Source organism: Streptomyces sp. NPDC092370, assembly GCF_044755265.1.
In the GTDB taxonomy this organism is placed as follows: Bacteria; Actinomycetota; Actinomycetes; order Streptomycetales; family Streptomycetaceae; genus Streptomyces.
On record NZ_JBIVQO010000019.1, the window covers coordinates 1 to 22,001 of the forward strand.

Below are 22,001 nucleotides of genomic sequence, written 5' to 3' on the forward strand. Positions count from 1 at the left end.
GCTGCACACCTACAATCACCACCGCGGACACACCGCGCTGAAAGGCCAACCACCCGCCAGCCGCGTCCCCAACCTCACGGGTCAGTACAGCTAGCGTCCGGCACCATGTGGGCTCACGAGATAGTGGCCGATCGACCGGCGTGGCGGCACACCCCTTCCGGAGTGGTCTTCCGGGCTGTCCCCGGTGGGACGTTCCTGATGGGTCTGTCCGACGCGGAACTGGACGCGGTTCGTGCCATTGAGCGGTCCGACGGCGCCGATGACGACCTCGAAGCGTTCTTCGCCGGTGCTGTCCAAGCCCGACCGGTACGAGAAGTGCGGGTCGAGCCGTTCTTGATCGCCCGCCATCCGCTGACGGTGGCGCAAGCACGGCACTGGCTGCCCGAGTACGAGGACAGTTTCGCCGAATCGGATTCGAGCACGGCCCGCTTCGAGGACGATTTGGACGACCTGCTCGGGGCGTTGCCCTTCCGGCTGCCCAGCGAGGCGGAGTGGGAGTACGCGGCCCGGGCGGGTACGACCACCCTGACCTTCCGGGGGGACGGGAGGCCGGACGAGGACCAGGTGTTGGACGACTTTGCCGACGAGGAGCGCACTGCCGCGGCTGAGAACGCCTTCGGGCTGGCGGCGATGGGGTCGGCGAACGAGATCTGCGCCGATGTGTGGATCCCGCATTTCACGGACGCGCCGGCGGACGCACGCCCCCGCACCGGCGACGGACCGCGGGTGGTGCGTGGAGGTGGCGGCGACCTCTCCCCGTGGCAGGGCTGCGACGAGTGGCTGCTGTTGCTCTCCGCCACCCGCGACGAGTCCCAGGACTTCACCGCGGTCCGCCCGGTCGCACCCGTGCCAACCAGTTAGGGGCAAGATCTGGATGTCAGAGGGGGCCCGGCAGGATGCGAACCTGCGACGCCCGCTCTAGGAGTTCGGTCTGACCGCCCGTCCACCCGTGCTGCGCGGGGCGGCCGTGGCCGTGTCAGACCACACGGCGCCGCAGTTGTCCGCTGTCGTTGATGTCAGCCATGGGTGTCACCTCACACCGGCTGGGATCACTTGCGCCGCTTGCGTGTCTTCGCCTTGCGTTCGGCTTCCTTGCGCTTCTCGATGGTGTACGACGACCACTCGCCACGGTGCAGGTCGCATCGCGACGCACCGAACATCGCCAGCCGCCGGCACCGAGTGCCCTTCTCCGTGAGCGCTCCACACCTGGACTGCGTACGAGCCACGTCTCCCACCCCCGCTCTCGACCGTCGTGCGGACCAGTGCAGGATTGCCGGGCACATGTCCTCTGTGGAAGGCGCACTGCTCCGCGCAGCGGTGCACGGCGGCCCAAGGAGGTTGCTCGGGGGCGCACGCTTTCCGACTGTGTTGGTGCCTCGCAGTGTCGCGTACAGGGTCGTTCACCTGCGTTCATGAGCGGCCCGCTCGCGGATTGCAGCCGACTCGTGGTCTCGCCTGAATGGCCGTGAACGGGGCTGAACGACACGGAAGCTGAGACCCAGCCCGCGCATAACTCGGGTGACGGTTGGCCGCGGTCGGCGCTAGCGTGCGGCCGTGATCAGCAATGAGGGAGTACGCCTGGGCGCGGAGGCCGCACATCGCCTGGCACAGACAGGCCTCTATGAGTTCGAGGCGGGGCTGACGGAGGCCGAGTTCACGCGCATCGAGCGCGAGTACGGCTTCGAGTTCGCGGACGATCACCGAGCATTCCTTGCGGCCGGGCTCCCGGTCAATGTCCCTCCCGAGGACGGGCAGACCTGGTCCAGGCCCTGGCCGGAGTGGCGTGGCGGCGATCTGGACAGCTTGCGTCGACAGCTCGACTGGCCGGTCGAGGGTGTCCTCCTCGACGTTGAGTACAACGCGTTCTGGTACGAGGGTTGGGGTGAGCGTCCAGCCGACGGAACGGCGGCACTGGATACGGCGCGGCGTCATCTGGCAGAGGCGCCAGTGATGGTGCCCGTGTATGCCCACCGATACCTGCCTGTCGGCCGGGGAAGCTTCGGGCATCCGGTGCTCTCGATGTGGCAGACCGACATCATCTATTACGGCCTGGACCTGGCCGACTACATGCACCAGGAGTTCGACGAGGCGCGGGGCGAGGTCGGCGACAGCTGGAACCCGCGAGCGACGGCCCTCTTCTGGCGGGACCTTCTCTGACTCTTCGGGGAGCCCGGGCAGGCGGTGGACGCTCTCAGCTTGGGAAGCTTGGGTTCTTTGGCGGCGGTTGTTGCACTGACCTGCGGCGGAGTGGTGTCGGAGCCCGACCGCATCCGGGGTCAGTCCCCGCTGTTTCCCGTGGTTCCCCGCACGATCTGGCACGCGTATGGCACGGCATCTCTGTCCACGACCCTGGTGGTCTGATTATGCGGGGTCCCAGGCCGCGCTGAAGAGGGCCAGTTCGAGGACGTCCGGCGCTGCGGGCCACTCGATCGATGCAGCTGTCAACTGCTCGCTGGCAGCGTGCATCCACTGGAGGTAGATGTGATAGCGGTGGGAGGTCCAGTTGCTGTCACGCCAGATGCGATTGGCGATCGGCGCTGCCCAATCGTAGCCAGCCAACGCCCCGATCTTCGTAGCATGCCGACGGAGAACCCCAGCGAGCACGCTGTCGAGGATGAGTGGGCGCAGCCCCTTCACCTCTGGCAACGCCTGACCAGCAAAGTAGAGGAACTTCGTGAGGAACGCCGGCCCAAGGCCATCCAACACCTGCAGCCTCTCGTAGCCTGCGGACGCACCTTCGTCAGCGAGCAGGGATACGGCTTCTGTGAAGGCTTCCTCAGCACCTGGCTGGGCGAGCACCTGCCCCGTGCGGTAGGGGCCGTAGCCCGTGAGGCCGTAGCCCCAGACCTGGGTTGCCACGAAAGCCTCGGCCCAACTCTGAGATTGTTCCGCGGCTCGGACTGTGGCCACGACGTCGGCCCGACTTACGGAGGCCGATGCAACCGCTGCCCGGTCGGCGAAAGCGTTGGGCCAGGGGGCTACGGCGATCCAACTGGAAGGCAAATACGGACTGGTGTGAGCTCCGCTTCCGTGTCTGTACCGCTGCCCTTTCTCCGGGTCGGTCAGCCACCTGCCCAGTGACTTCACTGCGTCTTCCGGCAGCAGCTGTGCGTACATCGTCGCGTCGAGCTGGTCTGCCAGGTTCTGGTCAAACCTCATGGAAACGCCCCCTCCCTGCTTGACAGGACATCGTGGCACGCCGCGACGGCAGCGGCCACGATATGCGCGTGCGCTCAGACGGCTCCGGAGACCCCTTGGCTCCTGCGCGACGCAGCAGGTCACGTCCCTACACGTCGCAGATTGGGCGGGACGAGTCCACGGGCAGCCCACGGTCGCGAGCCAAGGAGTACACAAGAGAGCGAGCCGTTGCATACCGCTTCCGGCCTGGACGGCAACACGCTGATGGCGTGCACTGAACTGGTGTCCGACAGACTTCATCGGATCGGCAGTAGCACAACCAGGCACCCGCTGGATGTCACGCCGTCAGCATGTGTTGGTGACCTACGTTCGGGGCGTCCAGTTGGGTTCTGGGGCGGCGACTGTGGGGACAGGCTGCAACGGGGGACCAGGGGAAAAGCTGGGGGCGCCACCCAGTACTCCGGCAGTGCGTGGTTGAACGACTCACCAAGGAGGCCATGGGTGCCAACGACGCTTACGGGATTTGCACTGGTCATCGTCATGCTGTTGCCCGGGTTCTCCTTCATTGTCGCGCGAGAACGTGCCGGCACCGACCGCCGTCCTACGCCATTTCGTGAGAGCAGTGCCGTTGTCTTCGCCAGTGTCGTCGCAGAGTTGGTAACCCTGGTCATGTTTGCCTTGATTCGTGGGCTGTGGCCGGGAGCTACACCTGATGTCGGTCGGGTGGTACGCGAGCAGCACAACTACGTCAGCACCCATTACGCCGAACTGGGTTGGTGGGCGGGGGCATTGCTGATCGTCGCTTGCCTTATAGCCGCAACTGGCGGCGTGATTCTTGGCAGGCGTCCGCATGCGTCGGCCATGTCTGCTTGGTGGGTCATGTTCGACCGCTGGTTCCCGGGTGAGAATCCCATCGTGGGATGCATTCTCGAGGACGGCTCCTACATCGAGGGTCGTCAGGCCTCTTACAACGTCGGCTCCGACGACTTGCCAGATCGAGACCTGATACTCGTCGAGCCAATCAAGTACCGCGCTCCAGGCGGGACAGAGGCGCGGCTCTACCCGGCGAGCGGTGTTTGCATCTCAGCTCGCCGGATCATGAGCATGTTTGTCACCTATCCCACTATTACTCCGTCGGAGGCGGGGGCGGCGGCTCAGGGGGCCGACCCGGCCCTAGCGTCGGCTTCTGCCCATCTCGGGGGTCAGGGGGACCCGTTGGCGAGCTCAGGGACAGCGATGCCGGGCGGGGACCCTGCTTAGGGTTGGCCATACCTGATCTCCCTGTACGGATTCCAGACCTGTCGTTTCTCATCAGCGTACAGATGACGAGCACCCGGCCGGAGTCCTTCTTGGTGTCTCAAGGTCGACCGGCCGGCACTTGATCAGTCTTGCGCGAGATTGTTCAAGTGATGGAGGTCGTGCCCTCAGCTTGGGAAGCTGCGGGCGTTTGCAGCGGGTTCGCGCGCTGACCTGGGTGAACGGTCTGGATCGAGCCCTGCCGGGCTCGGCCGATTTCACCGTGATTCCCCGTACTTCCTCGCTCGTTCTGGTGCAGTCGTAGTGCGGGGCCAACTGGTCATAGCTGACGGTCGGCGCCGTTGGGTCCGTTGTCAGTGCTAGCGGCTACGGTCTCTGGCGCGCGGTCGGCTTCCGGGGGTTCCAGCGCTGAAGGGAATGGTTGCATCCCTGGCCTGTCTGGGGGCGGCCCGGAGACTCGTCCGGGACCCAACCGACGGCTGGGCTTCGTTGATGGCCAAGCAGTGACCTGCCAGCACCGACCGCGCACCGCCCCTGTCTGGTGCGTAGGACTGAATGGTCGTGAACGAGGCTGAATGAGATACGGAAAGTGAGACAAGGTCACTCTCAGGCCTCACTGGTTGCGACAGCCCGTGGTGGCCAACACGCGGCATGGGTAGGGGCCTTCGTGTGCTTAGCCGTGCACCCAGTCAGTGAGCCACTGAGCGAGCGGCTGCCCGAGCGGTGCAAGGGCATGCTGCATGCAGCAGAGGCTGGGGTCCCAATCCCACAGTTGCCCATCCGCCGTACGGAATTCGATCAGCGTCCACATGGCACAGCCCCGGTCCAGAAGCGGGACGATCCCCGGCGGAAGGACATCGGGATCGGCGAAGCCGCGGTAGGCCATCGTGATGTCCGCACAGTCGCTGAACCAGCCGCCGGTGTCGGTCAGGGATGCCACTTCTCACGGTCCGAAGCCACCGTTGGCGACTTCGAGATACATCCGCCTCAACATCTCGGGCATCGAGTGCCCGACCACCCGCTCAAAGGCGGCGACGTCGTCAGCGGATGCCGGGTCGGGCAGCCTCCGGCCGGCAACGTGAGAGCGGATGGCCAGAACGAGTTCGTCATCAGTCACACCGGGATACTCGGCGACGCCGCTCGCTTGGTCGATGCTTCACCACGCCAGCACCTGCACGCCCTGAGCTTGGGAAGGTAAAGGCATTTGGGGCTCGCTCGGGGCTGACCTGCGGTGCAGTAGCGTTGGCGCTTGGTGGTGGGGGGCGGCTAGTTCCCCTGTGTTCCCCGTGGTTCCCGGCACGATCTGGCACGCGTCTGGCACGGACCTCTACGTCCCGATCTACTGGCTAAAGGGCTACCGAGTGGCGATGGGCTGGTCGGAGGGTCGATGGCGGCCATTGGAGGTTGACTTAAATCAGGGCAGTTCCCGTACTTCGCTGTTGACCGCTTGAGGCAACGTCGCTATGACGGTGGGCGCATCGACCGGTCAGTACGGTGCACCACCGACGGCTCCAGCTCTTGACCGCCAGACACGTGCGTCCGACATTTCGTCAGCCGCCTAGCGTCCTCAGAGCCCGCACGGGCTGAGGTAAGGCAGAGAACTTGGGTGAACTCCGAATCTACATGTGGTGGCGCTGGTAGCGTTCTCGCACCAGCCAGGAGGCTGGCCTTGGGCTGAACGAGCCGCCTATTCAGCAAAGGTTTAGGTCAACTAGCAGCTAGCGGGGAATTCGATGGCCGAGTTGAGTAGCAATCTGATTGTCCGTGGAGAAAACATTCAGACGCTTTACAACAGCTATGTGAACCAATCGTTTGTCGTCAATAGGCGTTACCAGCGAAAGTTGGTTTGGGTGATTAGCGAGAAGGCTTCTTTCATTGACTCTCTCCGCAAGCAACTTCCCGTTCCGCTGGTACTGACCGCTGAGCGCACTCTGGGCGGCAAAACGACACTAGAAATCATCGACGGACTGCAGCGTCTGAATGCTATATTTTCTTTCATCGAGAATCAATACGCACTTGACGGCTACTACTTTGATCTCGAAACTCTGGCCGAAACAAAGCTCCGGCGAGATGAGGGGAAGTTGCAGCAGCATCTTCCAGTGCTTGATCGTCGTGAATGCGTAAGTATTGCTAACTATGTCCTCCCGATGTCTACTTATCGCGCGCCTGATGAAGAGATCGTCGAAGAAGTCTTCCGGCGAATTAACTCTAATGGGCGCTATCTTTCACGGCAGGAGATCCGTCAAGCGGGAGCGATCTCGAACTTTGCCGATCTGGTACGAGAGGTATCTTCTTTCGTCAGAGGAGATACTTCGGTGCGCGATCTGGTTGCCCTTACAGGAATGCCAGCCATTAGTATCTCCAGTGATCGGAACGGGCCCGGCGTCTTCATCGAGGACGTGTTCTGGGTGCGCCATAAGATCTTGGAGAAGGATCAGGTTCGTGAGTCTCGCGATGAGGAGATCGTCGCTGATCTGTTGGCTACGATGATCTTGGACACTGTTCCGAGGTACGCATCAGAAACTCTCGATGAGTACTACGGCATCAAGCCTGGTGACTCAAAGGAGCGCCGGAGAGACCGCATCGAAGCTTCGGTGCAGCGTGAAGGGGCAGACCTGATCAAGGGGCGTTTCGAGCATGTCCATGGAGTGCTGGAAGACATCCTCAAGAAGTCCGGGAAGAACTTTTCTCAGCTTGTGTTTAAAAGTCCTCGGCAGCGAGTTCCGCGCTACTATGCCACCATCTTTCTGGCGCTTTACACGCTATTGATTCGAGAGAATCGGTCAATCAGAGATATCGGTAAGATGGTGAAGGCTCTCGATGGCATCGGTGATCGAGTTCTTAACATTACTGCCGGTGGAGGCACCTGGTCTGCGGAGAACAAAAGAGACAACATTTCTGCCGTGGCTGGGGTTCTGAGGGACCTTACAGTTCCGGAGGTAAATCAGCGTGACGTCCTATTCGAAGCAAATGAGGCTAGGATTCATCGACTCCTCCGTGCTGCTCTGGCAGAGCACAGCCTATTCGAATTGAAGCAGGGGCTGCACTCTCTTGACGGTAGTGGCAAGTTCGACTCTCGGGGCTTCGAGCGAATCATGAAGGCGATTTCGGCCATCGCGAATGATGGTGATGGAGCGGTGGGCTATGTCGTCATTGGAATCGCTGATACTAGGGGCGATGCCGACAGGGTTCGGAGTCTGTACGGAGCCCCTGCGGTTCGTGATGGAGACTTCTGGATCACTGGGGTTGAGCACGAGTTTTCACAACATGGTGGATCACTCGACGGCTACATGAGCTTCTTCACCGAAAAGGTGAGGGCATCGGGTCTGGAATCCGACCTAAAGTCCCAGGTTTTGCGTGATATGCGGCCTGCTAATTATCATGGCAAGCCAGTATTACTCCTTACGGTGAAGTCTGTTGGGCGCCCGGTCCCTTACCTCGACAAGTGGTACGAACGTCAAGGGTCTAGCACCATCGAAGTGCCTGCCCGTGACATCGGGATGTTGTTCAAGCGGTTCCCGTAGAGATAAAGGTCGGTGGAGCGGCTTTGGGCGGGAGCTGCTTTGGCGCGAGTGATCATGGCCCCGTAAGCTTCTGGCGCGTCGGGCAGTCTGTGGACCTGCCCGCTAAAGCACGACGTTGGGGCCATGATCTTTGAGGCTCACGCCAAAGTGGCTGCCTAAAGCCGTGGAGCCGACCGCCCAGCCACGACGCGCCCTCTCTGGCGTCAGGCGGCTGATTGCTCTGAGCGCGGCACGGGCGTCGGCCGGGCTGGAGCGGGGCGGAGACAGGAGCGCAGGCCCGGCCGGGGAGGCGGGCCGCGCGCGGTGAGCGGAGCGAGCCGCCTTGAACTCGAACTCGTGAAGAAGGTCGTTACTCAGTATTGGCTGTGATGCGCCACAAGGGAGCGTCGTACTGCTTCGGATGGCTGTTGATGAGCAGTTGGCGCAGGTCCTTGCGCAGGGAGCCGTTGAGGTTCAGGGCCTCTGTGATGCGGCGGAACGTCGTTGAACCTAGCCAGGTTTGATGGTGGCGAGCTGCGCGAGTAGCAGGACCAGCCGATAGGCGTCGGCAAAGTCAGCGGCGGTGAAGGTGACTGTCCGGCCACCTTCACGTGAGACCCCTGGCGCGAGGGTCGCCAGGTCGACCATGAACGGCGCGGAAAGATCGACCTCGACATCGAGCGGTCCGGCAAGGGACAGCGGTGAAACCTGGGCGCGCCGCGTGATGGCCTCGGCGGCCGCATGGCGCAACCGCTCCCGAGCTTCTTCGGGGTGCAGGGCGACGGCAGCGCCCTGCCCGAGGGCTTGCTTGACCGCGACGGTGACGGCGGAAGGGAGCAGATCTTGCAGTTCAGCGCAGGCGCTGTCGTCACCACTGAGCAGCACGACCGGTATGTCCAGATATCCGGCCATGGCGGCGTTGAGGCCGATCTCGCCCATAGAACGTCCCGCCACGCGCACGTCGAGGATGCCGTCGTTCACGGTGTGTGCCAGCACGGCCGGTCCGCCGCCGGCACGGGCGTGGTAGCCGACTAGCAGGACGGCGTCGGTCTGTTCGTCGAGTCCGCCGAGCATGCCCAGGGGCCGCGGCTTGCCACGGACCAGGTGCGCCCGACGGTCGAGTTCCTCGGGCAGCAGGTTACGGAAAGGGCCGTGCGCGTCGGCGATCCGCACCTCGGCCGTGGGTTCGGTGTCCAGGACACCAGCGATCACGGCGTTCGCCTCAGCCGTCATTAACGCCCGACCACGCGCGTAGTCGTAGCCATCCGGGTTCGTCTCGGTGGGATGCACGATCCCCGAGATGCCCTCCATGTCAACAGAGATCAATATCTTCATAACTTTGGGAGCCTACGTGTTCTGCGCACCAGGCTGACACGCACGACAGAACCCGTAATTCTGTCGGCCACGCCGTCCCCCAGGCACTGACGCTATTTCTCGTGAACATCCAGAACCTTGTCGATCACCAGATGCTGCCCGTAGTGAACAAAACGCTGCTGCTGAACGTGAACGAAGCCACCCAGGTCGACGCTCTCGCCGACGCGATCGGTATCCGCTGGCGCCTCATGGTCTACCTGGGCGCGTACGGTCCGATGCGACCTGAGGAGCTGGCCGGCCTTCGCCGCCGAGACGTCGACCTGGACAACCTCGTCACCCGCGTCCGCCACCGCGTCGCCGAGCCCGAGCGAACGAATGGCAGACGCGCTCCCGGCGAGACCAAGTCCGAGGCGGACGTTCGCACGGTCGTCCTCCCGGCCTTCCTGCACAAGGAGGTGAAGCGGCACCTTGGTACGCCGAGAAGGGGCCGGACGGTCTGGTCTTCGTAGGGGAGAAGGGTGCGCCTTTCCGGCGTACCTCCTTCGGTCGGAAGTGGCGTCGGGCTCGCGCGGTCGTCGGTCTCCCGGACGGCTTCCGGTTCTACGATCTCCGGCATACCGTCCACACGCTCTCCACCCGCTCCGGCGCCACCCTCAAGGACACGATGGTCCGGGCCGGGCAGTCCTCCGAGAAGGCCGCGCTGATCTACCAGCACTCCAACGAGGAGCGGCAGCGGGAGGTGGCAGCCGGGCTCGACGACCTGGTGCGCGCCGAGCGTGCGAAGTGCCACAAGGACGACCCCGCGCACCACGGCGAGGAGGCTGCCGAACGCTAATGGTGCGGTTATGGTGCGCGACCGGGTTACCGGTCTAGACAACAAAGAACCCCCGGGTCTCTGACCTGGGGGTTTCACATGGAGCGGGTGACGAGAATCGAACTCGCGCTCTCAGCTTGGGAAGCTGATGTTCTACCATTAAACTACACCCGCGTAAGACGCCGACGGAGTCGGTGTCCGAACGCTCGCCACTTTACCTCATGCCAGGCCCCCGGTGTTCGCGCCGCGGGGCCTGAGGGTGTTTCAGGGGTGGGATGCGGCTGCGGGGGAACGGAGTTGGGGCGTACGGTGGAGGGGCCTGAGGGGGCCGGGCGGGACCGGAGTGCCGCCTGGAGGGCCGTTCCTTTGATCCCGTACTGTGGCTTTTGTCGTCAGGCGAGCAGCAGCCAGACGCGGCTCTTGGGGAAGGGACTCTTGGACTTGATGGAGCGCACCGTCGTCCGTTGTGCCGATGGGCACGTGTTCAGCACCGCTTCGTTCCCGATGCAGCAGGCCGAGCGGCTCGGCCCCGGGCGGCTGCTTCGGTGTCCGCGATGTGCGCGGCTCCGGAGCGTGGTGCCCGTCAGCTATCAGAAGCGGTAGCAGCGGCCGGAGCAGCGGCAACGGACAAAGCTGGAGGCAACAGGCATACGGCGCGCGGAGACGTCCGGTTGTGGTCGCTCCGCGCGCCTTGCGTATCCTCGGGGCGTGCTTCTCTCAGACAAGGACATCCGGGCCGAGATCGACGCCGGACGCGTACGCATCGATCCGTATGACGAATCGATGGTGCAGCCGTCGAGCATCGACGTGCGCCTCGACCGCTACTTCCGGGTGTTCGAGAATCACCGGTACCCCCACATCGACCCCGCCGTCGAGCAGTCCGACCTGACCCGGCTCGTGGAGCCGGAGGGGGACGAGCCGTTCATCCTGCACCCCGGTGAGTTCGTCCTGGCCAGCACCTACGAGGTCATCACGCTGCCCGACGATCTCGCTTCCCGGCTGGAGGGGAAGAGTTCGCTGGGGCGACTGGGGCTGGTCACGCACTCGACCGCCGGGTTCATCGATCCCGGGTTCAGCGGGCACGTGACCCTGGAGCTGTCCAACCTCGCCACCCTGCCCATCAAGCTGTGGCCGGGCATGAAGATCGGGCAGCTGTGCATGTTCAGGCTGAGCTCGCCCGCCGACTTCCCGTACGGGAGCGAGCGGTACGGGTCCCGGTACCAGGGGCAGCGCGGGCCGACCGCCTCGCGGTCCTTCCTCAACTTCCACCGGTCCCGGGTGTGAGCGGCACGAGCATGAGCGACGTACGGGAGAACCTGACCTACGAGAAGTTCGGCGTCGCCGTGCGCGAGCTCGCGCAGGCCATCGCCGACGACGGGTACGAGCCCGACATAGTCCTCAGCATCGCCCGCGGCGGCGTCTTCGTGGCCGGCGGGCTCGCCTACGCCCTCGACTGCAAGAACATCCACCTGGTGAACGTGGAGTTCTACACCGGTGTGGGGACGACGCTCGAAATGCCGGTCATGCTCGCGCCCGTGCCGAACGTGATCGACTTCTCGAGGAAGAAGGTGCTGATCACCGACGACGTCGCCGACACCGGCAAGACGCTCAAGCTGGTGCGCGACTTCTGCCTCGACACCGTCGCCGAGGTGCGCAGCGCCGTCGTCTACGAGAAGTCGCAGTCGCTGGTGAAGTGCGAGTACGTGTGGAAGCGGACCGACGACTGGATCAACTTCCCGTGGAGTGTATTGCCTCCGGTCCACAAGTCGGGTGAGGCGCCGAAGGAGAACAAGGAAGCGCTCTGAGCTGTGGCCGCCCGTTCAGGGCTCGGTGAGGTCTGCTCGGGGCGCTGACCCCGCACCAGGCGTAAGGCCACCGAGGCGGGAGCGGATACCCCCTGGAATGCGAGCCACCGGGTGGGTGCATCATTGGCCCATCCTTCGTGGCGCCTCCAAGGGAGATCATCCGCATGCCCGCTATCGACAGCATGCCGGGGCGACGCCCCCCAAGAGCGACGACGGCCGTCGCGCTTATTGCACTGGCCGGGTGCGGCTCTGGCGCGAGTGACACGAAGGCGAGCGGCACTGCGCGCGATGCGAAGTCGGCGGCAGCCGGCGCCTCGCCCGACAGTGGGGACGCATCGCGTGCCGCCGCGCTTGTTCACAGGGCGATCGACGCGACCTTCGATCAGGAATACCTGAGGTCGACTCGGCGAACCAAGACCGAGGGGACGACCACGCTGCGTATTGCCCCGGGCGGGGGCAGGGCGGCATGCGAGGCACGTTCTCGAAAGGGTTCCGCCTCCCTCGACTTCATCGTCACTGCATCCGCGCTCTATTCGCGAGGCAGTAAAGAGGCCCTCGAACTGTCACCCGAGGGCAAAGCAGACCCTGTACGGGTGAAGGTCATGGCTGACCGGTGGGTCAAGCGTGGCGCCGCCGTGTCCGAGGCCGCGGGTGAAATGTGCGAGGCAACGACCCGCCGGACCTGGCTGGAGGAGCGCATTCCTTCCCTGGGGCGTCTTGCCGAAGAAAAGCCCAGGCAGCAGTCCGTGAAGGTGCGAGAACGGTCCGCCACCAAAATCACGTATGAGCGTGCGGGGGGACCGCTGGAGTTCTGCATCGCCGCTGAGGGCAGCCCGCTCCTCCTGCGAGTCACCTACCCGGCCACGGACCTCGATGAGTCGTTCAGCGATTTCGGCAAGCCTTTCCGAGTGGTCGCACCGTCCGGGGCGGTCTCGGAGCTGCGGATGGCACGAGAGGTCCTCGCCGCTCAGTGAATTCTCCGTACCCGGCGATCTCGCGTCGTAGCGCGTTGGCGACCTCGGCCTGGAGTGTGGAACCGCCCGTGGTGCGGCGGGCCGGCCAGGTGCTCGACGCCTGACCGGCGTGAGAAGAAGAGGGGCTCCCCGGTGGGGAGCCCCTCTCTCGTGCTCGGCGGGGACCTCAGACCGTGCCCAGCTTCACGATTGACAGCAGGGCGATCAACTGGATCGCCGACGCGCCGAGCGCCTTCGGCCAGGGCAGGTCGTGGGAGCGGCTGACCATGAGGGTCAGCAGCACGCCGCCCGCGACCCAGGTGGCCCAGCCCAGCAGCTGGACGAACATCGCGTCGCCGCCCGCGAACATCGCGAAGACCAGCCGGGGCGCGTCCGAGAGGGACATGATCAGCATGGACAGGCCGACCGTGGGCTGCCAGGCGCCGTCACCGCCGAGCTGGCGGGCCAGGGTGTGGGTGACCACGCCCAGGACGAAGGCGCTCAGCACCATCGCGACGGCCGTCGTCAGGACGATCGGCACCGCGTTCGACAGGGTGGCGTTTATGGCGTCCGCGCGGGCGCCGTCGAAGCCGAAGACGGCGAGCAGGCCGTAGAGGAACGTGACGACGAGGGCCGGGCCCCACATCGAGTAGTCCCGCATCTGGAGGAACGTCTGGTGGGGGGCGAGGACGATCCCCCGGAGCAGGGCCTTCCAGTGCAGGCGCGGGCCGATGGGGCCGGGCGGCGGGGCGGCCGCGCCGGCCCGGTAGGTGTCGCCCTGGGTGTAGGGGTCCTCGCCGACCGAGAAGGCCTGGGTGTGGCCGGGGTTGTTCGCCGCGTACGGGTCGGGCGGGCCCTGCGGGCCGGGCGGGTACGCGCCGTCGCCGAAGTACTCCGGCTCGCCCTGGCCGCCGTAGCCCCCGCCGTGCCCGGCATTCGGCTGCGGCGGCCAGGCGGGGCCGCCGCCGTTGCCGTAGGGCTGCGGCGCCTGCGGGTACGGCTGAGGCGCCTGCGGGTAGCCGTACGACGGCCCCTGCGGCGTCTGCTGCCCGTTCGGAGGGTTGTGCGGTCGCGTCTGAGGAGCGCCGTTGTTCCGGCCGCGTCCGATCCTGAATCCAGCCACGTCTTCGAACGTACCTGGTCCCCGGCGGTGGCGTGCCGGGCCCGGGCTTCCGGGCCCGGCTTTGCGGCCGAGCTGTGACATCCCTTAAGGGACAGGGGCCTTGGGGGTCGGTGGGGTGTCAGGGTTCGGCCGTACGGGCCTGCCCGTGCCCGCCGAGCGCACCGGGGCCTCGCCCCGGGGCCGGCCCCGATCCATCACCCGGGGCCGGCCCGCTCGGCCTGCGTCAGTCGGGAAGCGTGCCGCCCGGTTCCGGCAGGACGATCGCGCCGGTCTTCGTCGGCACCGTGCCCGTGCCCGGCATGAGCAGCGCGCCGTTCGCCGCGCCGACGGCCAGGTCCGCCTTGCCGTCGGCGGTCAGGTCGCGCAGGCGCAGGGTGTAGCCGAAGGCGGCGTGGGAGTCGGCCGGGCAGAGCACCGTCTGGGCGATCCACGAGGAGCGTGCGCCGCTGAGGCCGCCGGAGCCGCCGCGGAAGACGTTGACTCCGCCCTGGTCCCGGCCGCCCGCGACGTCCTCGTGCGGGACGCCGACCGCGAGGTCCGGGTAGCCGTCGCCGTTGGAGTCGGCGGTCGGGCCGGTGCCGGGCGCGGCGGTGGCCGCTGTGGCGGGCAGGGCGGTGAGCAGGCCGGTGGTCAGGGCCGTGGCCAGGAGGAGGGGGCGTTTGCGTATCGGAGTCCCGGTTGGGTCGAGAGGGGTGATCAGGAGTTGAGTGCGGTGCCGTAGCCCGGGGCGCCGGCCGTCGAGATGCCCGTCGTGCCCGGGCCGAAGCTCGTCGAGCCGGAGGCCGTCGGGCCGGTCGCCGTGGCGCGCAGGGACCAGATGGCGCCGTCGCCGGCGTTCTCGCCCGGCGCGGAGACGGACAGGTCGGCGCGGCGGTCGCCGGTGTGGTCGGTGAGCATGACGCGTTCGCCGAACCGGTCGCCCTGCTCCGAGGTGCCGGGCACCCCGGCGGTGTTCTGGGTGTACGACGTGGCGCCCTGGGTGGTCAGGCCGGACGCCGAGCCGTACAGCACGGTGACGGCACCGGCGGAGCCGTTCTCGCCCGCGGTACCGATCGCGAGGTCGGCGAACCCGTCACCGTTGACGTCACCGAGGGAGACGCCGCTGCCGAACCGGTCGCCCCTCTCGGCGGCACCGGGCACACCGGCGGTGTCCTGGGTGAGGACGAGCGGGGCGCGGCTGCTGTCGCGGCCGTCGGGTCCGCCGTAGACGACGGTGACCTTGCCGCCGAGGGCGCCCTCGGGATCGGCGGACGCCTCCCGGTCGTTTCCCACGGCGATGTCGTCGTGGCCGTCGCCGTCGATGTCGCCCACGGCGGAGACGAACCCGGCGGGAAGCTTCTGCAGCCAGTCGACGTAGTTGCCGATCCGCAGGTCGGCGAGGGAGGTGGCGGCGGCGCCGTTGTGCGCGGCGCGGCCGTGCAGGACCACACGGGGGTGGCCGTCGCCGGTGACGTCGCCGGAGGAGAGGTGGGTGACGCCGCTGGAGGACGACCACCAGTCGTTGCCCGAGCCCGAACCGCCGTTGGACCCACCGGTCCTGGTGATTGGGCCGTCCACGAGGGAGAGGGTGATCGGGCCGGTGGAGCCGACGGCGACGTCGATGTCCCCGTCGCCGTCGAAGTCGCCGGCGGCCAGTGCCCGGCCGTACCGGTCGTAGTCGGTGCTGAAGAAGCTGAACAGGGAACGGGCGCCGGACAGACCGGACGCCGAGCCCCAGACGATGGTGACCGTGCCGTCGTTGCTGTCGCCGCCGTCCTCGCCGGGCGTGCCGATCAGCAGGTCGGCGTAGCCGTCGGTGTTCAGGTCCGCGGAGGTGAGCGCGGAGCCGAAGGCGTCGTCGGCCTCGGCCGTGCCCGGCATGCCGACGGTGTTCTGCGTCAGGAGCGTGCGCGTGGAGCTCTTCGGGCCGCTCGTGCTGCCGTAGACGACGGCCACGGCACCCGCCTTCGCCTGCCCCGACACCGTGGCGCCCGGCGCGCCGATGGCGAGGTCGGTGCGGCCGTCGCCGTTGAAGTCGTAGGGGGCGGCGGCCGTCGCGGCGTGCGCGGTGGGAACGGAGAGGGTGAGGGCGAGCGGGGTCAGGGCCGCGGCGAGGACGGCGGTGGTGATGCGGGTGCGCCGGGGCGTACGTGCCCCACGGCGGAGCCGTCGGGTCGTCACTGGGCCACCGCCGAGCCGAGGTTGACGCTGCCCTTGAGGGAGACGGCGGTGGTGGTGATGCCCTGTGCGCCGCTCGTGGTCAGGCCGGAGGCGGAGCCGCGCAGGGTCCACAGGCCGCCCGTGGAGTTCTCGCCGGAGACGCCGACGACCAGGTCCGCCTTGCCGTCCTTGGTCACATCGTGCAGGCCGACCGAGGAACCGAAACGGTCCGCGGACTCGGCGGATCCGGGCACTCCGGCGGTGTCCTGGGTGTACGACTTCGCGCCGGTGGTCTTCAGGCCGGAGGCGGAGCCGAACAGCACGGTCACCGAGCCCGCGTCCGTCGCCGAGCCGATGTCCTCGCCCGGGGCGGAGACCACGACGTCGGCGTACCCGTCGCCGTTGATGTCGCCGGTGCTCACCGCGCCGCCGAAGCCGTCCTCGGCCTCGCCCGCGCCGGGCACGCCCTCGGTGTCCTGGTGGACGACGGTCGGCTGCTGCGCCGGGTCGGGGCCGTTCGGGCCGCCGTACCAGACGGTGATCTGGCCGCCCTTGTGGCCGCCGGGCTTGAGGTCGTACGGGTCCGCGTAGTCGCCGAGGACGAGGTCGCCGTAGCCGTCGCGGTTGATGTCGCTGATGGAACCGGGGTAGCCGTCGGCGTTCGGCAGTTCGGCCATCTTGTACGTCGTGCCGGTCCAGCGGAAGTAGTTGATCTCGCCGCCGGTGTCGCCGTCCACGTTGAACGGGTACACGCGTTCGGCTGCGCCGTCGCCGGTGAGGTCGCCCGCGAACACCTCGAACGTGGTGCCGACCTCGCCGACGCGGAGGTGGTTCAGCGGACCGCCGGTGCGGGTGAAGGGGCCGTGGTAGATGCGGGTGTGGCTCTGCCCGGTGAGCGTGACGTCGGTGTCGCCGTCCCCGTCGAAGTCGCCGGTCGCGATGCCCCGGGAGAAGTTGCCGTACTCGGAGAGCGTCGACGGCTGTGGCAGGCCCTTGCCGCTGGTCAGGCCCGACTTGCTGCCCCACAGGATGGTGCCGGAGCCGACGCCGTCCCGGTCGCCGATGCTCTCGTTGCCGGCGCCCACGACGAGGTCGGAGTAGCCGTCTTGGTCCAGGTCGCCGCCGGCCAGGGCGGAGCCGAACAGGTCGCCGGACTCGGCGGTGCCGGGCACACCCGCGGAGTTCTGGGTGATGACGGCCCTGCGGGCGGCCGACACACCGGACGCCGAGCCGTACAGCACGACGACGGCGCCTGCGCAGGAGGCGGAACCGACATCGGCGCACGCGGCGCCGGCGGCGATGTCCCGGTACCCGTCACCGTTGAAGTCGGTCCGCGGGGCGTGCGTGCCGTCCGCGGCCGTCGCCGGGCCGGCCGGGGCCGAGAGCAACGTGCCGGTCAGCGCGGCCGCCGCGGCGGCCGCCAGGGCGAGCCGCAGGCGGGGGCGCCGGGACGGGTGGGCGGACATGGGCCGGCGCCCCGAGGGACGCTCGTGCTGCTGCATGCGGGGTCTCCTGCTGCATGCGGGGAATGTCTGGCGGACATCCACAGTCGATGAAGGGCCGGACTGTCCGTGTCCGCCGGGAGTCGTCCGGGCCTTCACGGGTGTTCGGCGATCAAGAGACCCCTGGAGTGACGTAAGGGTTGTACGTGAGTTCGGTGAGTGTGCGGGGCGCGGTGACGGTCCGGCACGGTCGGGCGGCACGACGGGTGTGCGGACTGGTCACTCGACGGGCGCCGGGCGGTACCGCACGTCGACCGCGGCCCTGTGGTCCTCCCCACCGAACAGCTCCAGCCGTACGGGCGCACCGCAACGGGTTGTCGAACAGCCGGATCCCGTCGCCGAGCAGCGCGGGAGCGATGTGCAGGTCGGTCTCGTCGATCAGCCCGCGCTCCAGGAGCTGTCGGCCGTGGGGGTGCGAGCGGCCTTTCGGCTGGAGTGGACTGGACTGGACTGGACTGGTCGGGCTCGGCGCGGTGCGTGAGTGGCTGCCGCCCGCCGACGACGAGAACGAGTCCTGCGTCGTCATGCAGGACATCGAGGGCGACGCATGACCCGACCGAGTGTGGTGAGGACGGCGCAGGCCGGGTGGTCCGGTGAGGGCCACGCCTTTCCGGCGGAGATCGCCGACGGGCGGCGGGCCCCTACCGCGACCGTTCGTCACCGCGCTCGTCCGACGAGACGGAGTCGTTCCGGGCGGTGACGTCGGAGGCCGTGAGGGTGGCGCTGACGTCCCTGGGCTGCCGCGCGCCGGCGCAGTCCTCGACGCGCTCGAAACGAGCCTTCCGGGCTCGACGTACTGTCGCAGGTCGTCCCGGACGCGCCGGCGTCGCGGTCGCACCGTTCAGCCGATGCCGGAAGCCGGCCGGTCCGCGATGACCCGCGTCCTCGGCGAGCCGTCGGCTGTTCCTGCGTCACACCGGAGCCGGCAGAGCGTGCAGGCAGTCCCGCGCGAGGTCTCCGCGGCGGCGGAGTCGCGCGGTATCGGCATCAGTTCACGGTCACGTAGATCTTCCGCACGGTTTCGATGGTCTTCCAGACACCGACATAGCCGGGCTTCATCACAAAGCTGTCGCCTGCCTTGTAGATCACCGGCTCGCCGCCTTCCGGCGTGAGTTCGACGACGCCGGAGAGGATGTGGCAGAACTCGAAGGTGTCGCCCTTGATCGAGCGGGTCTCGCCGGGCGTCGCTTCCCAGATGCCGGTTTTGATCGTCTCCCCGCAGGCGACGTCCTGAGGCCAGGTCTTGTAGGCCGGGTTGCCCGAGATCAGGCGGTCCGGCAGCGGCCCGGACTCGCTCGGAGCGAAGGAGGGGTCGGTGTCGATGGTCTTCAGAAGCGACATGGTCTCGCCTTTCCTGGGTGCTTGAGCAGCCGGTGCGCCCGGCATGTCAGGCCAGGGCCTGGCCCCGGCCTGCCATGGCCTCGGGCCGCCACGGGGCGGCCGGGCGAAGGCGCGGCGACAGCGGGGTCATGTTCGCCTCCTGGGCCTGCGTCGTCCGTCTGCGGCGGTCTCCGCGGTCTCCGCGGTCCCCTGAGCATCTCCATGGCTCCGTACGGCGCCAATACGTGATCCGTCCAGCCGGGGCGCCGTACCCGGACGTAGTGTCAACCGCACCGGCCCCCGGGGCCGCCGGGGACGTAGAGGGGGGAAGGCGTGCCACGCGCGTAGCGGCCCTGCGGGGAACCACGGGAACAGCGGGGACTTGCCACGGGTGGGCGGCGCCGGAACGCCGACGCCCCCTGCCCGGTGACTCAGGGCAGGGGGCGTCCGGACGACCGGCGGGGTGCGTCTACTTCACCGGCTCCGGCTCCGGTGCGTTCTCCGAGTCCGCCGTGCCGGCCGGCGGCTCGCCGTCGTCGCTGTCGTCGTCGGCTTCCGCCTGGACCGGTGTCTTGACCGAGTCCAGCAGCAGCTGGGCGACGTCCACGACCTGGATGGACTCCTTCGCCTTGCCGTCGTTCTTCTTGCCGTTAACGGAGTCGGTGAGCATGACCAGGCAGAACGGGCAGGCCGTCGACACGATGTCGGGGTTGACCGACAGCGCCTCGTCGACGCGCTCGTTGTTGATGCGCTTGCCGATGCGCTCTTCCATCCACATCCGGGCGCCACCCGCGCCGCAGCAGAAGCCCCGCTCCTTGTGGCGGTGCATCTCCTCGTTGCGGATGCCGGGGACGCTGGCGATGATCTCGCGCGGCGGCGTGTAGATCTTGTTGTGACGGCCCAGGTAGCACGGGTCGTGGTAGGTGATGATGCCCTCGACCGGGGTGACCGGGATGAGCTTGCCCTCGTCGACGAGGTGCTGCAGCAGCTGCGTGTGGTGGATGACCTCGTAGTCGCCGCCGAGCTGGGGGTACTCGTTGCCCAGCGTGTTGAGGCAGTGCGGGCAGGTGGCGACGATCTTCTTCGACGACTTCGGCTTCGCCGACTCGGGCGTCACCTTGCCCTCGTCGTCCATCTCCTCGCCGAACGCCATGTTCAGCGCCATGACGTTCTCCATGCCGAGCTCCTGGAACAAGGGCTCGTTGCCCAGGCGCCGGGCGGAGTCACCGGTGCACTTCTCGTCGCCGCCCATGATGGCGAACTTGACGCCCGCGATGTGGAGGAGTTCCGCGAAGGCCTTCGTGGTCTTCTTGGCGCGGTCCTCCAGGGCGCCGGCGCAGCCGACCCAGTACAGGTACTCGACCTCGGACAGGTCCTCGATGTCCTTGCCGACGACCGGGACCTCGAAGTCGACCTCCTTGAGCCACTCCAGGCGCTGCTTCTTCGCCAGGCCCCAGGGGTTGCCCTTCTTCTCCAGGTTCTTGAGCATCGTGCCCGCCTCGGACGGGAACGAGGACTCGATCATCACCTGGTAGCGGCGCATGTCGACGATGTGGTCGACGTGCTCGATGTCCACGGGGCACTGCTCGACACAGGCGCCGCAGGTGGTGCAGGACCACAGGACGTCCGGGTCGATGACGCCGTTCTCCTCGGCGGTGCCGATCAGCGGGCGCTCGGCCTCCGCCAGCGCGGACGCCGGGACGTCCTTGAGCGCCTCGGGCGACGCCTTCTCCTCGCCCTCCATCGTCTTGCCGCCGCCGGCCAGCAGGTACGGCGCCTTGGCGTGCGCGTGGTCCCGCAGGGACATGATCAGCAGCTTGGGGGAGAGGGGCTTGCCCGTGTTCCAGGCGGGGCACTGCGACTGGCAGCGGCCGCACTCGGTGCAGGTGGAGAAGTCAAGCAGGCCCTTCCAGGAGAACTGCTCGACCTGGGAGACGCCGAAGACGTCGTCGTCGCCCGGGTCGGTGAAGTCGATCGGCTTGCCGCCCGACGTCATGGGCTGCAACGCCCCGAGAGCCGTCCCGCCCGACGCCTCGCGCTTGAACCAGATGTTCGGGAAGGCGAGGAAGCGGTGCCAGGCGACACCCATGTTGGTGTTGAGCGACACCACGATCATCCAGATGAACGAGGTACCGATCTTGATCATCGCGACCAGGTAGACCAGGTTCTGCAGCGCCGTGACCGACAGGCCCTTGAAGGCGAGGACCAGGGGGTACGAGGCGAAGTACGAGGCCTCGTAGTGGTCGACGTGGTGGAGCGCGCCCTCCAGGCCCCGCAGCACGTAGATGGCCAGACCGATGGTGAGGATGACGTACTCGACGAAGTACGCCTGGCCGGCCTTGGAACCGGCGAAGCGGGACTTGCGGCCCGGGCGGCTGGGCAGGTTCAGCAGGCGGATCACGATGAGCACCGCGATGCCCAGGATCGTCATCACGCCGATGAACTCGATGTACAGCTCGAACGGCAGGAACGTACCGATGACCGGCAGCACCCAGTCGGCCTGGAACAGCTGGCCGAAGGCCTGGGCGAGGGTCGGCGGGAGCGTCAGGAAGCCGACGGCGACGAACCAGTGGGCGACACCGACGATGCCCCACCGGTTCATGCGCGTGTGGCCGAGGAACTCCTTCACCAGGGTCACGCTGCGCTGGTAGGGGTTGTCGGTCCGGGTACCGGCCGGGACCGGCTGGCCCAGCTTGAAGTACCGGACGAACTGGCCGATCGCGCGTGCGAGCAGCGCGACGCCGACCACGGTCAGAACCAGCGACACGATGATCGCGGCGAGTTGCATGGGGGCTCCTCGGGCCTGCGAGGGGTTTCGTCGGGGTGGCCTGTCGTTCTTCAGGCTTCCCCGAAATTACTAAGCGGTAACTTATGCAGTCCGTCTGAGACTACCCTCATCCTCCGCCGCACTGTAGCCGGGTGGGCAGTGATCTGAATCGCTGAGGGTTGCCTCAGAAACGGGCCGGTTTCGGCGTGGATTCCGTCGCGCGTGGCGGCGGGACCCGGCCGTGATCCCCTCACGTCATTCATGCCGAATTGTCGTGATCCGCCTACTTTATATGCGTGCTCTGCGGGACGACCGCCGCCGCCACAGCTCTCCTCCTCGCGGCTCTCCTCCTCGCAGCCCCTCCTC

General features: G+C 67.1%; 19 protein-coding genes, 1 tRNA gene and 2 pseudogenes. 9 read left to right on the forward strand and 13 right to left on the reverse strand.

The window, feature by feature from the left end:
* The first annotated feature begins 198 nt into the window (after nucleotides 1-198).
* On the forward strand, nucleotides 199-861 hold the full coding sequence (locus tag ACIQHQ_RS35600) for a formylglycine-generating enzyme family protein (RefSeq protein WP_402620396.1): 663 nt from the start codon (nucleotides 199-201) through the stop codon (nucleotides 859-861).
* Nucleotides 862-1,049: 188 nt separating this feature from the next.
* Here ACIQHQ_RS35600 and ACIQHQ_RS35605 read toward each other — a convergent pair whose 3' ends face one another.
* Nucleotides 1,050-1,226: an HGGxSTG domain-containing protein gene (locus ACIQHQ_RS35605; RefSeq protein ID WP_402620398.1), complete on the reverse strand. Its 177-nt coding sequence runs from the start codon at nucleotides 1,224-1,226 to the stop codon at nucleotides 1,050-1,052.
* Between the two features lie 328 nt (nucleotides 1,227-1,554).
* Here ACIQHQ_RS35605 and ACIQHQ_RS35610 point away from each other — a divergent pair, with 328 nt between their 5' ends.
* Nucleotides 1,555-2,157 carry a hypothetical protein gene (locus ACIQHQ_RS35610; protein ID WP_402620401.1) on the forward strand — a complete coding sequence of 201 codons (603 nt, stop codon included), beginning with the start codon at nucleotides 1,555-1,557 and terminating at the stop codon, nucleotides 2,155-2,157.
* A 204-nt stretch (nucleotides 2,158-2,361) separates the two neighbouring features.
* On the opposite strand, the gene ACIQHQ_RS35615 is transcribed toward ACIQHQ_RS35610, so the two are convergent.
* A complete protein-coding gene (locus ACIQHQ_RS35615) occupies nucleotides 2,362-3,159 on the reverse strand; it encodes a hypothetical protein (RefSeq protein WP_402620404.1) in 798 nt (265 codons plus the stop codon).
* 480 nt (nucleotides 3,160-3,639) lie between these two features.
* Here ACIQHQ_RS35615 and ACIQHQ_RS35620 point away from each other — a divergent pair, with 480 nt between their 5' ends.
* Nucleotides 3,640-4,398: a DUF6338 family protein gene (locus ACIQHQ_RS35620; RefSeq protein WP_402620407.1), complete on the forward strand. Its 759-nt coding sequence runs from the start codon at nucleotides 3,640-3,642 to the stop codon at nucleotides 4,396-4,398.
* A gap of 670 nt (nucleotides 4,399-5,068) precedes the next feature.
* Here ACIQHQ_RS35620 and ACIQHQ_RS35625 read toward each other — a convergent pair.
* Together ACIQHQ_RS35625 and ACIQHQ_RS35630 are read right to left on the reverse strand one after the other, a co-directional pair.
* Nucleotides 5,069-5,335 carry a hypothetical protein gene (locus ACIQHQ_RS35625; RefSeq protein ID WP_402620410.1) on the reverse strand — a complete coding sequence of 89 codons (267 nt, stop codon included), beginning with the start codon at nucleotides 5,333-5,335 and terminating at the stop codon, nucleotides 5,069-5,071.
* Between the two features lie 3 nt (nucleotides 5,336-5,338).
* The gene (locus ACIQHQ_RS35630; protein ID WP_402620413.1) at nucleotides 5,339-5,512 is read right to left on the reverse strand and encodes a hypothetical protein; all 174 of its coding nucleotides are present in this window, start codon (nucleotides 5,510-5,512) and stop codon (nucleotides 5,339-5,341) included.
* Between the two features lie 616 nt (nucleotides 5,513-6,128).
* Here ACIQHQ_RS35630 and ACIQHQ_RS35635 point away from each other — a divergent pair.
* Nucleotides 6,129-7,919, forward strand: a complete 1,791-nt coding sequence (locus tag ACIQHQ_RS35635; RefSeq protein WP_402620416.1) for a DUF262 domain-containing protein — start codon at nucleotides 6,129-6,131, stop codon at nucleotides 7,917-7,919.
* Nucleotides 7,920-8,408: 489 nt separating this feature from the next.
* Here ACIQHQ_RS35635 and ACIQHQ_RS35640 read toward each other — a convergent pair whose 3' ends face one another.
* Complete coding sequence (locus ACIQHQ_RS35640; protein ID WP_402620418.1) at nucleotides 8,409-9,233, reverse strand: M55 family metallopeptidase; 825 nt, start codon at nucleotides 9,231-9,233, stop codon at nucleotides 8,409-8,411.
* 182 nt (nucleotides 9,234-9,415) lie between these two features.
* On the opposite strand from ACIQHQ_RS35640, the pseudogene ACIQHQ_RS35645 reads away from it, so the two are divergent.
* A pseudogene (locus tag ACIQHQ_RS35645) lies at nucleotides 9,416-10,047 on the forward strand (tyrosine-type recombinase/integrase); the annotation flags it as partial.
* Nucleotides 10,048-10,126: 79 nt separating this feature from the next.
* Here ACIQHQ_RS35645 and ACIQHQ_RS35650 read toward each other — a convergent pair.
* Nucleotides 10,127-10,200: transfer RNA gene (locus tag ACIQHQ_RS35650), tRNA-Gly, on the reverse strand.
* Nucleotides 10,201-10,734: 534 nt separating this feature from the next.
* Here ACIQHQ_RS35650 and dcd point away from each other — a divergent pair.
* From dcd to ACIQHQ_RS35665, 3 genes are all read left to right on the forward strand, one after another.
* Entirely contained in the window at nucleotides 10,735-11,310 is a 576-nt protein-coding gene (gene dcd / locus ACIQHQ_RS35655; protein ID WP_402620421.1) for a dCTP deaminase, read from the forward strand.
* Nucleotides 11,311-11,321: 11 nt separating this feature from the next.
* Nucleotides 11,322-11,831, forward strand: coding sequence for a phosphoribosyltransferase (locus ACIQHQ_RS35660; RefSeq protein ID WP_402620423.1), 510 nt, complete (start codon nucleotides 11,322-11,324; stop codon nucleotides 11,829-11,831).
* 164 nt (nucleotides 11,832-11,995) lie between these two features.
* Nucleotides 11,996-12,805 carry a hypothetical protein gene (locus tag ACIQHQ_RS35665; RefSeq protein ID WP_402620426.1) on the forward strand — a complete coding sequence of 270 codons (810 nt, stop codon included), beginning with the start codon at nucleotides 11,996-11,998 and terminating at the stop codon, nucleotides 12,803-12,805.
* Between the two features lie 166 nt (nucleotides 12,806-12,971).
* Here the strand turns inward: ACIQHQ_RS35665 and ACIQHQ_RS35670 are convergent, their stop codons facing one another.
* The 5 genes and pseudogenes from ACIQHQ_RS35670 to ACIQHQ_RS35690 form a co-directional block, all read right to left on the reverse strand.
* Nucleotides 12,972-13,988 (reverse strand): Yip1 family protein, encoded by a 1,017-nt coding sequence (locus ACIQHQ_RS35670; protein WP_402620428.1) that lies wholly within the window; start codon nucleotides 13,986-13,988, stop codon nucleotides 12,972-12,974.
* A gap of 142 nt (nucleotides 13,989-14,130) precedes the next feature.
* Nucleotides 14,131-14,322, reverse strand: coding sequence for an FG-GAP repeat protein (locus tag ACIQHQ_RS35675; RefSeq protein WP_402620431.1), 192 nt, complete (start codon nucleotides 14,320-14,322; stop codon nucleotides 14,131-14,133).
* Nucleotides 14,323-14,397: 75 nt separating this feature from the next.
* Nucleotides 14,398-14,607 (reverse strand): annotated as a pseudogene (locus ACIQHQ_RS35680) (FG-GAP repeat protein); the annotation flags it as partial.
* The gene (locus ACIQHQ_RS35685; protein WP_402620434.1) at nucleotides 14,604-16,067 is read right to left on the reverse strand and encodes a hypothetical protein; all 1,464 of its coding nucleotides are present in this window, start codon (nucleotides 16,065-16,067) and stop codon (nucleotides 14,604-14,606) included. The pseudogene ACIQHQ_RS35680 and the gene ACIQHQ_RS35685, both read right to left, overlap by 4 nt.
* On the reverse strand, nucleotides 16,064-17,512 hold the full coding sequence (locus ACIQHQ_RS35690) for an FG-GAP repeat protein (protein ID WP_402620669.1): 1,449 nt from the start codon (nucleotides 17,510-17,512) through the stop codon (nucleotides 16,064-16,066). The genes ACIQHQ_RS35685 and ACIQHQ_RS35690 overlap by 4 nt, the downstream gene beginning before the upstream one ends.
* 392 nt (nucleotides 17,513-17,904) lie before the next feature.
* Between ACIQHQ_RS35690 and ACIQHQ_RS35695 the strand changes: the two genes are divergently transcribed.
* Nucleotides 17,905-18,099: a hypothetical protein gene (locus ACIQHQ_RS35695; protein WP_402620437.1), complete on the forward strand. Its 195-nt coding sequence runs from the start codon at nucleotides 17,905-17,907 to the stop codon at nucleotides 18,097-18,099.
* Between the two features lie 436 nt (nucleotides 18,100-18,535).
* Here ACIQHQ_RS35695 and ACIQHQ_RS35700 read toward each other — a convergent pair whose 3' ends face one another.
* Nucleotides 18,536-18,889, reverse strand: coding sequence for a cupin domain-containing protein (locus ACIQHQ_RS35700; RefSeq protein WP_402620440.1), 354 nt, complete (start codon nucleotides 18,887-18,889; stop codon nucleotides 18,536-18,538).
* Nucleotides 18,890-19,337: 448 nt separating this feature from the next.
* Complete coding sequence (locus ACIQHQ_RS35705; protein WP_402620443.1) at nucleotides 19,338-21,656, reverse strand: (Fe-S)-binding protein; 2,319 nt, start codon at nucleotides 21,654-21,656, stop codon at nucleotides 19,338-19,340.
* Nucleotides 21,657-22,001 lie beyond the last annotated feature (345 nt).